Here is a 15,290-nt window from a genome sequence, read left to right as displayed (position 1 = left end):
TTTTACTCCGCAGCGGGTTTATACGCGGCATTAACCATCACGCCCGAAAGCGTGGTATATGCTGCTGTCCAGGCCTCTTCGACTTCGCCGGTGAAGTCGTCTCCTAATCCAGCTTTTAATGTGAAGAGCAACGTTGCACCCACGATGTCATAGTGTTCGGCTGTTACCCCGTATTCGATGTGCTTAACGGCCAGTGCCTCTGCTACGGGAACAATCTTTTCCAGGTCACGCAGACCGTTTACAACAACGCCCAACGTTGCCATCAATTTTGTGCCCTGCTCTGAAACATCACCTTTGAACATCGGGCGAACCTGCGGTGCGACCTCGAACAAGCGGTTGTAGAAAATTTCTGCTGCGGCATCCTTGATCGGAACAACCTTGGCAAAACTTTCTTGGACAGACGTAATCTGATCGTCGTTCATAACCTACTCCGCAGCTATCGGTTTGGCTTTGGGCTTTGGCTTTGCGCCGTGCTCGTATTCCTCAAGGAAATCGAGGACTTCTGCGCGGTAGTTGTAGTAATCAGGATGTTCCAATAGTGCCTTACGCGTGCGTGGACGCGGCAGTTTTACGTCGGTGATCTTGCCGATCGTGGCCTGCGGTCCATTGGTCATCATCACAACGCGGTCCGCCAAAAGGATGGCTTCGTCGACGTCGTGGGTGACACAAACGGCGGTCACTTTTGTGCGCGACCAAACTTCCATCAGCACCTCTTGAAGCTCCCAACGTGTGAGGCTGTCGAGCATGCCAAACGGTTCGTCCAGCAATAGTAGCTTTGGGGACAGCGCAAAGGCACGGGCAATACCGACCCTTTGTTTCATACCGTTGGACATAGACGATGCTTGCTTATCCATGCTGTCAGCCAAACCAACACGTTCAAGGTAGTATTCAATGACGTCTTGGCGTTCTGCCTGTGACGCGCGCGGGTAAACTTTGTCCACTCCAATCGCGACGTTCTCTTTGGCCGAAAGCCAAGGGAATAGGTTCGGAGATTGGAACACAACTGCACGTTCGGGATCGGCACCTTCGACGTTCCAACCATCAAGACGGATCGCGCCCTTTGAAATCGGGTTAAGACCCGCAGCCATGGTCAGTACCGTAGATTTACCGCAGCCAGAGTGGCCGATCAGACTGATGAACTCGCCTTTGTTAACTTTCAGATCAAAGTCTTCAACAACAGTCAGCGGACCTTTTGGTGTCGGGTAAACCTTATGAAGCTGAGAGAAATTCAGATACTTTTCTTCAATGCCGCCTTCTTGCGCTTCCGCAACGGCCGCAGGAACCGAATGAATCGGTGTAACATCTGGCAAATGGCGAGTGTCTTCGACCTTTGCCGCGATGCCAACGTCCATCAGGTATTTCGTAACGCTCGCACGGAGCGACTTGAAAGTAGCATCGTCATTCATCGCACCGCGATCCCGTGGGCGCGGAATATTGACCTTAACTGGATCGGCTAAAGTACCGTCGGGGTTTAACGGGATAATGCGGTCCGCCAGCAAGATCGCCTCGTCCACATCATTGGTAATCAAGATGCAGGTCTTCTTATCGGTTTCCCAAATATCGAGGATCTCATCAGCAAGATTGGCACGCGTAAGGGCGTCAAGCGCACTAAGCGGTTCGTCCAGCAACAACATTTCAGGGTTCATCGCCAGGGCACGGGCAACAGACACACGCTGACGCATGCCGCCCGACAATTCAGATGGGCGGCGCGTTGTCGCGTGGGATAGGCCCACCATGCCGACATAATGGTTAATCTTTTCCTGACGCTCGGCCTTTGACAATTTTGGAAAGACTGCATCAACCGCAAGCCCGACGTTTCCACCAACGGTCAACCAAGGCATCAAAGAATAGCTTTGGAAGATCAAGCCCCGCTCAGGGCCCGGTCCTGCGATCGGCGCGCCTTTGAAGGTAACGCTACCGGTATCGGGCATTTCGAGACCCGCAATCAGGTTCATCAGGGTCGATTTGCCTGTTCCAGAGAACCCCAGGATCGCTACGAATTCACCGTCTTCGATTTCCAGATTGATGTCCTTGAGGACTTCGTTCCGGTTGGTCCCTTGGCCGAAACCTTTGGACACATTTGTGAAGGAAAGAATGCTCATGATGACTTACCGGTTCTCAGTGAAGGTGAACATGGACTGCAAGGCGAACATCACACGGTCGAGCAAGAACCCGATGATACCGATGGTGAAGACCGCAACCATGATTTTGGCGAGAGACTGGGAAGAGCCGTTCTGGAATTCATCCCATACGAATTTTCCAAGGCCCGGGTTCTGCGCAAGCATTTCCGCGGCGATTAGAACCATCCAGCCCACACCAAGGGACAAGCGCAGACCTGTAAAGATCAATGGCAATGCAGATGGCAAAACCAACTTGGTAATCTTTGAATAGGTGCTCATTTTCAAAACTTTGGAAACACTCACCAGATCTTTATCGATGGATGACACGCCCAGCGCTGTGTTGATCAATGTGGGCCAAAGCGAACACAGCGTCACGGTAATCGCGGACACAAGGAACGACTTGGAAAACATACCGTCGTTGGTGGCATAAACAGCCGAGACGACCATGGTGACAATCGGCAGCCATGCCAGCGGGCTAACGGGCTTAAAGATTTGAATGATCGGGTTGATCGCAGCGTTCGCAGTCGCCGAAAGCCCCGCCAAAATTCCGACCGGAATAGCGATAACGGAACCAATCAAGAACCCGAAGAACACAGTTTTGATCGAAGTCCAAATTTGCTGATAGTACGTCGGCTTGCCTGTATAGACCCGCTGGCGCACGTCATCCGCGTTGCCATTTGCGATCAGTTCCGCGTTGCGTACATCTTGGCGTTCGTAGAACGCCGCTTCTTTTTCGCGTTCGCGAACAGCGTCGGCATTAAGGTTAACCGCCTGTTCCCAAACCTGAACGGGACCAGGGATAGCGCCCAACGAAGTCTGAACTTTCGGGGCCAAAGTCGCCCAAGCGCCGATAAATAGGAAAATCGCCAAAAGCGGCACACCAAGCAGGCGCCAGATTTCGGACATTTGCGCGCGCGGGTTGTCCCCTGCCGCGGCTTTCAAGATCGGCGTCAACCACGCCAGCCCCAAAACCTGAAACCATGCGTCGGCTTTGTTGATCCGCGTAAAGCGGCGGGCGCGGCGGGCTTCTGCCTGGAGTGTATCTGGGTCAATGGCGGTCATGTCGGAACCTGTATTTTGAATAGGGGTTGTAAAGAGGGGCGCCCGCCGCGCGGAGTGCGCGACGAGCCCTGTTTTTAGTTCTGGATTTCGGACCCAGAGATGACTTGGTCACCCTTCAAGCCGATCGGCAGGCTGTCGAGGTATGCGTTTGGTGCGCGGCCATCGTATGGAATGCCGTCGATCACATCTTCTGCTGGTGTTGGGTCTTTGAAACCGTCGCTATCCCAAGGGAAGTCAGCTTCGTTAGCCATACCGTCGTCCACGAGAAGGCGTGCAGCCTCAAGGTAGATGTCTGGGCGGTAAACAGACTGAGCAGTTTCAATGAACCATTCATCTGTCTGCGGCTCGGCGATTTGTCCCCAGCGGCGCATTTGGCTCAGATACCAGATCGCATCGGAATAGAACGGGTAAGTCGCGTTGTAACGGAAGAAGACGTTGAAGTCTGGGACTTCGCGAACATCGCCTTTTTCGTACTCAAACGTACCTGTCATCGAGTTCGCGATAACGTCGTAGTCTGCGCCAACGTATTCAGAACGTGACAGGATCTCGACGGCTTCTTCGCGGTTGGCGTTGTCGTTTTCATCCAACCAGATCGCCGCACGGATCAGCGCTTTGGTTAATGCGATCGTGGTGTTTGGGTTTTCTTCTGCGAATTCAGCAGAGATACCAAAGACCTTTTCAGGGTTGTTGCGCCACAGTTCGTAGTCGGTAACAACTGGAACACCGATGCCTTTGAACACAGCTTGCTGGTTCCATGGCTCACCGACGCAGTAACCGAAGATCGTTCCGGCTTCCATTGTGGATGGCATCTGTGGAGGAGGCGTCACGCTGAGGAAAACGTCCGCGCCGATCTGGCCCGTCACGTCGTCAGGTGAATAGTAGCCAGGCTCGATGCCGCCAGCAGCCAACCAGTAACGCAGTTCGTAGTTGTGTGTAGAAACAGGGAAAACCATGCCCATGTTGAACGGGATACCTTGGTCTTGGTATTCTTCAACAACCGGAGCAAGGGAGCTCGCGCTGATCGGGTGCTGCGGACGACCATCTTCCATCAAAGGAACGTGTGGGCGCATTTGCTCCCAGATGTCGTTGGACACTGTGATCGCGTTACCATTCAAATCCATTGAGAATGGTGTGATGATATGTGCCTCGGTGCCGTAGCCGATTGTCGCAGCCAAAGGCTGACCTGCGAGCATGTGTGCACCGTCAAGCTGACCATCAATGACGCCGTCTAGCAGAACTTTCCAGTTCGCCTGCGCTTCGAGCGTTACAAACAGACCTTCGTCTTCGAAGTAACCGTTCTCATACGCCACAGCGAGCGGCGCCATGTCTGTCAACTTAATGAAGCCAAAAGTGAGCTCGTCTTTCTCAAGGTCCAGCATGTCTGCCATCGCTGGGCTCGCACACAAAGCAGTCGTGGCGATGAGCCATTTGAAAGTGTTCATATTTAGTCGTCCCCGTTTGTTTTTTTGAAACGCAAAAAGCCGCACGATTGACGCATGCGGGAGGAAGGGAGGAGGCATGCACAATCGAGCGGCTTTGCTCATATTTCGGTGGCCAACATCAGTGTCGGCCGGAACGGGCATCGTTGCCCTAACTTGATATTGACCAATTAAGGCCCTGATTACGACTCGCGACCCTCGCATATGCAGCGCAAATTGCCGCAATGCAGAAAGTGCTTAATTTTTGACCTATTCCTCTCCTTCAAAGTCGAAAGTCGCGCCGCTAAAAAATCTGTCCGGCCCAAGAATCATCTGCCCCATGGTTGAGGCAACGGCCACCGATGTCGCCATCGCGCCCTCAACCTTCTCTGACGCGCCCGGCAGGTTCACCCCCAATGGGGCCAACGCCTCACGATAAAGATCACTGCGAAAACACGCGCGCGCTGTCTCTCGCGATGCGGCGCGATCAAATCCGTGCCAACGCGCAATCACATCTGCGATCCAGCTTGCCTGACTGCGCCATGGGAAATTGGCGGCTTTGTTATGGAAGTTCAAAAAGCCTGCCGTAAGCTTGGCATCCTGCCCCGAATAAGTGGCAATACGGCCCGTCAAAGCAGGGTCAATTGCGTGGTCAGGCAGGTCGAGGTGCTGGCTGCGCGCCAAAATCTCAACAGCAAGCGGTGTGTTTTCTGGCAAGTTCAGCCAACGCGCAGCTTTATAAAGCGCGCGGATCATCGCACGGCAAGCCGTCGGATTTGCCTCTGCCCAATCGTGACGCACCCCAAGAACTTTTTCGGGTGCGAATTCCCAAATGCTCGAACCCGGTAGGATCAACGACGCGTCGCTTTGCTGTAAAGCGACCGAGCCCCACGGCTCACCAACGCAGAACACGTCCAACGCCCCATCCGTGACTGCCTGCGCCATTTGGGGTGGCGGGACCGTCACGACCTCAATTCGATCCGGTGAAAACGCGGGGTCTTGGGTTAACCATGTTTCCAGCAACATGCGGTGCATCGAAAATGGAAACGGAACCCCGATCCGCAGGGGGCGGTCGGCCACAGCCAAAAGCGCCTTTGATGTGGCCTTCGGATCATCAAACGTATTTTCCCACCCAGCGCCTAACATCTTTTGGTTCAGCGCGGATGACACGCCAATAACCGTACCATTCACCGACATGACCATCAGCGCATCGATACGGTTGGGCAGCCCACCTAACCCCAGCGACATGGCGATCGGCATCGGCGACAACATATGTGCAAAATCGATATGGCCAAACGCCAGGCGGTCCCGCAATGCCGACCAAGACGGTTGTTTTTGGAGCGTTAGATCCAGCCCTTCCTGCGCGGCAAACTTTAGCTCCTTAGCAATAATCAAAGGAGCGCTGTCCACCAACGGGAGGTATCCGCACTGTACCTGAATAGACTTCATTGCAGCAGCTCCGCCGCCGTGACCAAAGCCGTCGCGACATCAATGACTTTTCGTCCCTGATCCATCGCCGTCTTGCGCAACAAGTTGTAGGCTTCGTCTTCAGAAATATTTCGCGCGCGGATCAACAACCCCTTGGCACGATCAATGGTTTTGCGATCCGTCAGCGCCTGTTTCGCCGCGTCCAGTTCAGACTGCATTTTCGCGAACATGCCAAAGCGGGCAATCGCGGTTTCCAGTACGGGCTTGATGCGGTCCTTCATAAGTCCGTTCACAACATACGCACTCACCCCCGCAGAGATCGCCGCCTGCGTCATCGCATCATCGGTGCGATCCACGAACATGGCGACCGGGCGGTTGCGGGCATTGGACACAAGACCGAGGTGTTCAAGCGTGTCCCGATCCGGATTAGCAAGATCGATGAGGATAATGTCTGGGTCCTGCGTCGTTATCGTTCGCTCAAGCGCACCCGCCGAGCCAATGACCGATAGGTTCTTCCAACCGCCATCCGTCAACGCGTCGATTATATCGCGCGCCTTCTGGGGGTCATCTTCGACGACAAGGATTTTCAGGTCTGTCTGCACTTTGGATCGCTACCCGCAACCCAAAGTGAGACTCCATAGGTATCGGGCAGATGAATAGTGCAAGCGTCGCACTCCGCCGCAAAAGCACGATATTGCGGCGGAGCGCTCAAAAAGCGGGCAGCACAAGAAGCGTGGGTTGTTTATGCCGCAGGCATCCGCTGTTCGACGATCTCGGCCCACCAACTGCACCCAGCTGGGATCGCTTCGTCGTTGAAATTATATTCGGGATGGTGAACCGCCGCCGTGTCGCCGTTGCCAACCAAAATATACGCACCGGGCCGCTCTTCGAGCATATAGGCAAAGTCCTCTCCGCCCATCACCAATGGGGCGTCTGCACAATCCCCCGCAACGGACGCTGCAACCTCGGCGGCGAAATCCGTCTGTTCGTCAGAATTCACCATGACCGGATAGCCGTGATGGTACTGGACATCGACCGTCGCGCCGAACGTCGCGCCGATCCCTGTCGCAATCTCGCCAAGGCGTTTTTCAGCCAGAGCACGGATGTCTTTGTCCAGTGTGCGAACAGTGCCTTTCAGATGAACCCGTTGTGGGATGACGTTGTAGGCCGTTGATGAACTTTCGATGGACGTCACTGAAACTACCACCTGTTCAACAGGGTCCGCGTTTCGGCTGGCGATAGTTTGCAGCGCTGTGATCAATTGGGCGGCAACAACTGTGCTGTCGATCACCTCTTGAGGTTTTGCCGCGTGGCCGCCCTTGCCTTCAACAATAATGTCAAATGTATCCGTTGCGGCAAAGAACGCTCCAGGACGGATTGCGAAGGACCCGACAGGTTTGCCGGGCCAATTGTGCATCCCGTAGACCTCTTGAATGCCGAACTGGTCCATCATGCCATCGTCGCACATCTCCTTACCGCCACCGCCGCCTTCTTCGGCAGGCTGAAAGATCACGACAACCGTGCCGTCAAAATTGCGAGTTTCAGACAGGTACTTTGCCGCGCCAAGCAACATCGCTGTGTGTCCATCATGACCACAAGCATGCATCGCGCCATCCGTCTTGGAGGCATAGTCCAGCCCCGTTTGTTCATGGATAGGGAGCGCATCCATATCCGCCCGAAGCCCGATGACTTTACCTGATCCGTTGGCCTTACCCTTGATCACGCCCACAACACCCGTACGGCCAATGCCCGTAACGATCTCATCACACCCAAACGCCTTTAGCTTTTCAGCAACGATGGCACTGGTGCGGTGTGTCTCAAACAAGATCTCGGGGTTCTCATGGAGGTCGCGCCGCCATTCTGTAATCTCGGGCAGCAACTCGGCAAAACGGTTCTTTACTGGCATTTGGATTCTCCTGATGGGTTCGATGTAAATTGGATCGCACGACGGGGGACAACAAGCCCTTGCAGCCCTCCCCCTTCACGACCGCCCTTAATTCAAGCTATCGAGCAGCTGTTGCATAAATTTCTCGCCCGCTTGGAACTGCTCAATTGTGATGAACTCGTTTGGCTGGTGAGCTTGTGCGATATCGCCGGGTCCGCAGATCACGGCGGAATAGCCGCGTTCTTGAAACTGACCTGCCTCGGTTCCGTAACTGACCACGTTTACGGCGTTATCCCCCGTAATGAGGCGCACCAGTTCTTCGGCGCTGCCTTCAATCTCTGGCTTCAAACCGGGCACATCGAATTTACGACTGTAATCGATCCCTGTGTCAGGATGGATGGCCTGCATTTGCGCTTCGATTTCGGCAACTTTGGCCTCGAACGCTTCAACCCACATCTGGCCCGATTCGCCCGGAACTGTGCGGAATGTCAGCACGAAATTGCAGTCCTTGGCGGTGATGTTGTGGGCTGTGCCACCACTCACCATTCCGACATGTAGCGTGGTGTAAGGCGGCACAAATTCTGCATCCGTTACCAACGGTGTCTTGGCCGCATTTTCGGCATTCATCTCATTGCACCAGTCAATCAACTTGGCTCCGAACATGATTGCGTTGACCCCTTCGTGGATCAGCGATGAATGGACCTCGAACCCACGGACGTGCACCTCAAAACCGATGCCGCCCTTATGGCCTGTAACGACCTTCATCATCGATGGTTCACCAATTACCGCGGCGGCCCCACGTGGCATTCCACTGGCGACCATAGCATCAATCATCACTGGCGCGCCCGTACAGCCAACCTCTTCGTCATAGCTCAACGCAAGCTGCAAAGGACGGGTCACGCCCCGCTTCTTTGCCTCGACCAATGCCCAAATCGCGAGCGCATCAAACCCCTTCATGTCACAGGTGCCGCGCCCATACAGCTTGCCGTCTTTTTCGATCACGTCGAAGGGATTCGAATCCCAAGCCTGTCCATCAACGGGTACAACGTCGGTATGGCCTGAGAGCACGACAGCCCCTTCAACCTGCGGGCCAACATGGGCGTAAAGTGCGGCCTTCATACCCGTCGTATCGGGAACGCGCGTTGACGCAATGCCATGTCCCGCAAGGTAACCTTCAACAAAATCAATAAGTTCCAAATTACTATCTCGGCTTACAGTCGGGAACGAAATCAAGCGCTCCATCAATGCCCGCGCATCAAGTGTCGTTGTCATGAAATCCCTTTCAGATGGCCGTCTCAGCCATACTCCGAGCGTGAAACGGGCATTGAGGCCCGTCAAGAGCCTTAAATCGCAGCTTTTAAAAATTTACCATACGGTAAAATGCTATCGGGGGTTGCGGGATCAAAGTTTGGTGATAACGTCGATGAATACGCAAGGGGCGCGAAGACGAACCTGCAGCAAATATGAATCTTTGACCACTTCCACAGGGGGGTCGCCTATGCCCAATGGGGCGCAGCCTGTACTCGATGTACAGGGGCTGAAAACTGTATTCAAAATCCGCGGCGGCGAAGTGCACGCCGTCAACGACGTGAGTTTTGATCTCCGCCCAGGTGAACTCCTTGGCGTTGTCGGAGAGAGCGGATCAGGCAAGTCTGTCACCATGATGTCTCTGCTCGGCTTGTTGCCGACGCCCCCCGCCGATGTGCGCGGCGGCACAGTGACGTTTCAAGGACAGGACCTTCTGAAAGTCGATGCAGAAACCCTGCGCGGTGTGCGCGGCGGAAAGATCGGTTTCGTGTTTCAGGATCCGATGACGTCGCTCAATCCTGTTTACAATGTCGGCATGCAGATCATGGAACCCCTGCGTAAGCATATGGGCATGAACAAAAAGCAAGCGGCAGTACGGGCCAAAGAACTTCTCGAGCTGGTCGGCATTCCAGATGCTGAACGCCGCCTGAAAGACTACCCACACCAGTTTTCCGGCGGCATGCGCCAACGTGTTATGATCGCAATTGCGCTGGCCTGTGATCCACAAGTCTTGGTCGCGGATGAACCGACAACCGCGCTGGACGTGACCATTCAAGCGCAAATTCTTGAACTGATGAAAGACCTTCAGGAACGGCTTGGAATGGCCGTTATCTGGATCACACATGACCTTGGCGTTGTTGCGGGAATCGCAGACCGTGTTCTTGTGATGTATGGCGGCCAGATCGTCGAACAGGCCCCGACCCGCGAACTGTTCCGTGATCCACAACATCCTTACACCCGCGCGCTACTAAAAACCGTGCCTCGGGTCACCGGCGATCGCGAAGAGCGTCTGGCCATCATCGAAGGCCAACCACCGATCCTTGGTGAACATCCCTCTGCCTGCCCGTTCAGGGATCGGTGCGATGTGGCGCTTGAGCTATGCGCGAAACAGAACCCGCCCCGATATGACGTGGGCAATGGCCACGACGCCGCTTGTTTTTATGACGCCCGCACAGGGGGGCCACGCGATGCTTGATGATCCTAAGCCGACAAAACTGGTCGAGATCGACAACCTCAAAATGCACTTTCCGATCCACACGGGCCTTTTCCGCCGCCACACGGGCGATGTGAAAGCCGTGGATGGTGTCTCCTTTGATATCTTTGAGGGCGAAACACTGGGGCTGGTCGGTGAATCCGGCTGCGGCAAATCCACCTGCGGGCGGGCTGCGCTGCGGCTTTACGATATTACCGATGGATCCATCCTGATTGATGGCGACCAAATCGGTGACATGTCCCAAAAGGACCTGCGCACCAAACGCCCAACAATGCAGATGGTGTTTCAGGACCCACAGGCCAGCCTTAACCCGCGCATGACCGTGCAAGCGATCATTCAAGAACCGCTGGACGAACACACGTCCCTTTCAGCGTCCGAAAAACGCGAAAAAGTTCTGGAGTTGATGGATCAAGTCGGGTTGAACCGCAAATTCGCAGGCCGCTATCCCCATGCGTTTTCTGGTGGCCAACGTCAGCGCATTGGCATTGCCCGCGCCTTGGCACTCAATCCGAAATTCATTGTCTGTGACGAACCCATCGCCGCCCTTGATGTGTCGATCCAAGCACAAGTTGTGAACTTGCTCGAAGATCTGCAAAAGGAATTCGGACTGACCTACCTGTTCATCAGCCACGATCTGTCCATGGTGCGCCATATCGCGACCCGTGTAGCGGTGATGTATCTGGGTAAGATCGTCGAACTTGCCCCGCGCGAAGCGCTCTATGCTGAACCACTGCATCCTTACACTAAAGCGCTTCTTTCGGCGGTTCCCGAACCGGACCCTGATCTGCACGACACCATGGAGCGCACGATCTTGACGGGCGATGTGCCCTCCCCCGCCAACCCGCCAAAGGGATGCAATTTTTGCACCCGATGCCCAGCGGTGATGGACATTTGCAAACAACAAGAACCGGACTACCGCGAAGTGCTGCCAGGCCGCTATGTTGCCTGCCACCACTACAACGAGGTCCAAACAGCCGCCGATTCAACGGCCGCTTCCGAGGCATCAGACCAACAGAGCCTGAGCAATACCAAAAACGATCAAATCAACTAGGAGAGACGTCATGAAACTACGATCAGCCCTAATGGGCGCCACCGCGGCGGTGGCTTTCGCACCAATGGCTTTTGCCGACGGTCACGAAGGCGAACGCGGACGCGATGGCCAGCTCAACATCATTTATTGGCAAGCGCCATCCACGTTGAACCCGTATCTGTCGGGCGGCACAAAAGAAGTTGAATCCGCATCTCTCGTGCTGGAATCCCTTGGCCGTTTCACCAACACAGGTGAATTGGTTCCGTGGCTTGCTGCTGAAATTCCGACTGTTGAAAACGGCGGCATCTCCGAAGACCTGACAAGCATCACTTGGACACTGCAAGACGGCGTTATGTGGTCAGATGGCACGCCACTGACAGCAAATGACGCTGTGTTCACATGGCAGTACTGTACCGCTGAAGGCGGCGGTTGCGCACAGGCATCCTACTTTGACGGCGTTGAAAGCGTCGAAGCTGTGGATGACATGACCATCAAGATCACTTTTGATGCACCAAAACCATTCCCCTACACAGCACTTGTCGGTGCTGAGAGCCCAATCATTCAAGCCGCTCAGTTTGCTGACTGTCTTGGTGCGGCCGCGCCAACATGTGTTGACGCAAACTTTGGCCCGATTGGCACTGGCCCGTTTGTTGTAACGGACTTCAAAGCCAACGACGTTATCCAGTTCTCCGCCAACGAAAACTTCCGCGTCGACGGCCAGCCAGCGTTTGAAACTGTATTGTTCAAAGGTGGTGGCGATGCAGCCGCGGCTGCACGTTCGGTTCTGGAAACAGGCGAGTTCGACTACGCTTGGAACCTTCAGATCGACCCGACAGTTCTGTCCGACATGGAATCTGCCGGCATCGGTACAGTTGTAACCGCGTTCGGTACATCCGTTGAGCGTCTGCACTTGAACCAGACAAACCCATCCCCTGATCTGGGCGATCTGCGCGCAACAGCCGAAGGCGGAGCGCACCCGTTCCTGACCAACCGCACAATCGCACAAGCCATGTCCATGGCGATCGACCGAGGCTTGCTGGTTGAAATCGGTTACGGTGCTGGCGGCCAGCCAACATGTAACGTGCTACCTGCACCTGCGGTTTATGCATCCACAGCAAATGATGCTTGCCTGACGCAAGACATGGCTGGTGCCATTGCATTGCTTGATGAAGCAGGCATCGTTGACACAGATGGTGACGGTGTTCGTGAACTCGACGGCACACCACTCGTCGTGTCCTACCAGACATCCACAAACGCGGTTCGTCAGGATGCGCAAGCGCTGATCAAACAGTGGTGGAGCGAGCTGGGCATTCAAGCCGACCTTCGCAACATCGATGCGTCCGTGTTCTTTGGCGGCGATCCAGCATCACCTGATACATTCCAGAAGTTCTATGCAGACGTTGAAATGTACACCAACAACTTCGCAGGCGTTGACCCAGAAGCCTACATGGCGAACTGGGCCTGTAAAGAATGGCCAAGCCCAGAGTCACAGTGGCAGGGTTCCAACATGCAGCGTTTCTGCGATCCAGCCTATGACGCGCTGATTGATGAACTCGCCTCCACTGCAGGCATCGAAGCACGCGCTGAGATCGTTAAGCAGATGAACGACATGCTGATGGAATCTTACTCCATTATCCCACTCGTTCACCGTGGCGGCGTATCTGCACATGCCAACACATTGGGCGGCATCGCGATCTCCGATTGGGACTCCGAGCTGTGGAACATCGCCAGCTGGTACCGCATGGGCGAATAAGCCTGACCTAAAAAACGGGGTGGGCAGCAATGCCCGCCCTATTCAAAACGCCATTCCCCAGACCGGATTACGTATGACTTGCATTCTTGCCCCTGATCAATCGGCGAAGCCTCGTGAGGCCCACTTATGCTGACCTATACAATCCGGCGCCTTTTCACTGCTATTCCGACGTTGATCTTCATCTCTTTGATCATCTTCCTGTTGCTAGACATGGCCCCAGGTGATCCGACGGCGAGCCTGCCGTTGACGATCCCGCCAGAAGTCCGCGAACAAATCCGCCAGTCCCTCGGAATGGGGGAACCAGTACATATCCGTTATTTTCTTTGGCTGAAACAGATGGTCTGGTCGGAACCCATGTTTTACCTGTCCCAATCCGTCAGTTGGATTGACGCACCAGACGCTGCGCGCCTGATCTCATGGCAGACACGCGCGCCAGTTCTGGATACGGTCTTTGAACGTATTCCACAGACGCTCATGGTGGTCGGGCTGGCCTATGTTGTCGGCGTCCTCATCGCACTTCCGATCGGGATCATCTCTGCGTATCGCCAGTATTCCGTATTCGATCAGGCCGGTACGTTTGTTTCGATGATCGGGTTCTCGATCCCGCCGTTCTTTAGCGGTGTGTTGATGATTATTCTGTTCACCGTGATGATGCCTAACGACAGTTTCTGGTGGTTCCCATCAATCTACGACACTACGTTGATTGTCGATTCATGGGAAAACTTCGGCAAACAAGTGCGCCAGATGGTGCTGCCCGTCATGGTGCTTGCGCTGCAAACCACGGCGCAGATCAGCCGCTTTATGCGGGCCTCGATGCTGGACAACCTGAACCAAGACTACGTGCGCACTGCCCGCGCCAAAGGCATGACCGAAAGCGTTGTCGTCTTAAAACACGTGCTGCGCAATTCCATGATCCCCGTGATCACCGTCATCGCACTGGGCATACCTGCAATCTTTGGCGGTGCCATCATCACAGAGCAAATCTTCAAAGTGAACGGCATCGGCCAACTTCTGATCGTATCGATCCAAGGCAGCGATGTGCCAATGGTGCAAACCTTGACCTTCATCTTTGCGGTGCTGATCGTGTTATTCAATTTGATCGCCGATATTCTCTACGGCATCCTAGACCCGAGGATTCGCTATGACTGAAGCAGCGACACCCCCGTCCCTCGACACCCGCACAGAGGCCCCTGCCCGCAATCAATGGTGGGACGTTTGGGACCAGTTCAAGACTCACAAGGGCGCTGTTATGGGCGCGTGTTTCTTTATCTTCATCGTATTGGCCGTCTACGTGGGCCCTTGGATTTGGTCGATCGATCCGACCTACATCGACATACGTGCCCGCAACCAAGGGTCGTCTTTCGCGCATCCTTTTGGAACGGACCAATTGGGGCGTGACATGCTGGCGAGGATGATGGCCGGTGGGCAGACCTCAATTTCGGTTGGGCTGACGGCGATGGGCCTTGCCTTGTTCTTAGGGACCCTTGTTGGCGTGCTGGCCGGATATTTCAAACGCATCGACGGGCTGCTGATGCGAACGACGGATCTGTTCCTCGCCTTGCCGTTACTACCGCTGCTCCTCGTGATGGTGATGTTGTTTCGCCAACCTTTGTCCGCGTCTTTTGGGCCTGAAACTGGTATCTTCATCCTGATCGTGATTGCTATTGGTATTACGTCATGGATGCCCACCGCCCGCATCGTGCGCGGCGATGTTTTGGCCCTGAAGGAACGGGAATTTGTTCTTGCTGCACGTTCTATCGGAACGCGTCCGGGACGGATGATCCTGCGCCACGTGCTACCAAACGTGATGTCCCCGATCATGGTGTCTGCCACCCTCGGGATTGCCACGGCCATTATTACAGAGTCCGCGCTTAGCTTCCTCGGCCTCGGCTTTCCACCGGACTTTCCGACGTGGGGCCGTCTGCTGTTTGATGCGACCGACTTCATGCAGCAGCACCCACAACGGGTGATGTGGCCCGGCCTTGCGATCAGCCTGACGGTTCTGGCGGTGAACTACATGGGTGACGGGCTGCGCGACGCGCTAGACCCACGTATCCGCGGGCTCTAGCGAAG

13 protein-coding genes are annotated in these 15,290 nt (G+C 54.9%); 5 read left to right on the top strand and 8 right to left on the bottom strand.

Translation table 11 applies throughout. The annotated features are described in order from the left end of the window. Positions 1-2 precede the first annotated feature (2 nt). The 8 genes from L0666_RS10165 to argE form a co-directional block, all read right to left on the bottom strand. The gene (locus tag L0666_RS10165) at positions 3-422 is read right to left on the bottom strand and encodes a globin family protein (RefSeq protein WP_235261200.1); all 420 of its coding nucleotides are present in this window, start codon (positions 420-422) and stop codon (positions 3-5) included. A 3-nt stretch (positions 423-425) separates the two neighbouring features. Continuing rightward, on the bottom strand, positions 426-2,102 hold the full coding sequence (locus tag L0666_RS10160; protein ID WP_235261199.1) for an ABC transporter ATP-binding protein: 1,677 nt from the start codon (positions 2,100-2,102) through the stop codon (positions 426-428). Positions 2,103-2,108: 6 nt separating this feature from the next. After that, a complete protein-coding gene (locus L0666_RS10155) occupies positions 2,109-3,182 on the bottom strand; it encodes an ABC transporter permease (RefSeq protein ID WP_235261198.1) in 1,074 nt (357 codons plus the stop codon). Positions 3,183-3,256: 74 nt separating this feature from the next. After that, positions 3,257-4,624 (bottom strand): CmpA/NrtA family ABC transporter substrate-binding protein, encoded by a 1,368-nt coding sequence (locus L0666_RS10150; RefSeq protein WP_235261197.1) that lies wholly within the window; start codon positions 4,622-4,624, stop codon positions 3,257-3,259. 246 nt (positions 4,625-4,870) lie between these two features. Then, complete coding sequence (locus L0666_RS10145) at positions 4,871-6,049, bottom strand: CmpA/NrtA family ABC transporter substrate-binding protein (protein WP_235261196.1); 1,179 nt, start codon at positions 6,047-6,049, stop codon at positions 4,871-4,873. Further along, the gene (locus L0666_RS10140; RefSeq protein ID WP_235261195.1) at positions 6,046-6,630 is read right to left on the bottom strand and encodes an ANTAR domain-containing response regulator; all 585 of its coding nucleotides are present in this window, start codon (positions 6,628-6,630) and stop codon (positions 6,046-6,048) included. The genes L0666_RS10145 and L0666_RS10140 overlap by 4 nt, the downstream gene beginning before the upstream one ends. Positions 6,631-6,770: 140 nt before the next feature. Further along, the gene (locus L0666_RS10135; protein ID WP_235261194.1) at positions 6,771-7,934 is read right to left on the bottom strand and encodes a M20 aminoacylase family protein; all 1,164 of its coding nucleotides are present in this window, start codon (positions 7,932-7,934) and stop codon (positions 6,771-6,773) included. 87 nt (positions 7,935-8,021) lie between these two features. Next, on the bottom strand, positions 8,022-9,185 hold the full coding sequence (gene argE, locus L0666_RS10130; RefSeq protein ID WP_235261193.1) for an acetylornithine deacetylase: 1,164 nt from the start codon (positions 9,183-9,185) through the stop codon (positions 8,022-8,024). A gap of 226 nt (positions 9,186-9,411) precedes the next feature. Here argE and L0666_RS10125 point away from each other — a divergent pair, with 226 nt between their 5' ends. From L0666_RS10125 to L0666_RS10105, 5 genes are all read left to right on the top strand, one after another. Continuing rightward, entirely contained in the window at positions 9,412-10,416 is a 1,005-nt protein-coding gene (locus L0666_RS10125; RefSeq protein ID WP_235261192.1) for an ABC transporter ATP-binding protein, read from the top strand. Then, positions 10,409-11,485 carry an ABC transporter ATP-binding protein gene (locus tag L0666_RS10120; protein ID WP_272492170.1) on the top strand — a complete coding sequence of 359 codons (1,077 nt, stop codon included), beginning with the start codon at positions 10,409-10,411 and terminating at the stop codon, positions 11,483-11,485. Before L0666_RS10125 ends, L0666_RS10120 begins: the two co-directional genes overlap by 8 nt. A gap of 10 nt (positions 11,486-11,495) precedes the next feature. Then, entirely contained in the window at positions 11,496-13,217 is a 1,722-nt protein-coding gene (locus tag L0666_RS10115; protein ID WP_235261191.1) for a peptide ABC transporter substrate-binding protein, read from the top strand. Positions 13,218-13,343: 126 nt separating this feature from the next. Further along, positions 13,344-14,366: an ABC transporter permease gene (locus tag L0666_RS10110; RefSeq protein WP_235261190.1), complete on the top strand. Its 1,023-nt coding sequence runs from the start codon at positions 13,344-13,346 to the stop codon at positions 14,364-14,366. Then, positions 14,359-15,285, top strand: a complete 927-nt coding sequence (locus L0666_RS10105; RefSeq protein WP_235261189.1) for an ABC transporter permease — start codon at positions 14,359-14,361, stop codon at positions 15,283-15,285. Before L0666_RS10110 ends, L0666_RS10105 begins: the two co-directional genes overlap by 8 nt. Positions 15,286-15,290 lie beyond the last annotated feature (5 nt).

Origin of the sequence: Octadecabacter algicola (assembly GCF_021532625.1) — a bacterium.
Classification (GTDB): Bacteria; Pseudomonadota; Alphaproteobacteria; order Rhodobacterales; family Rhodobacteraceae; genus Octadecabacter; species Octadecabacter algicola.
This window is presented reverse-complemented; position numbering and strand designations above follow the sequence as displayed.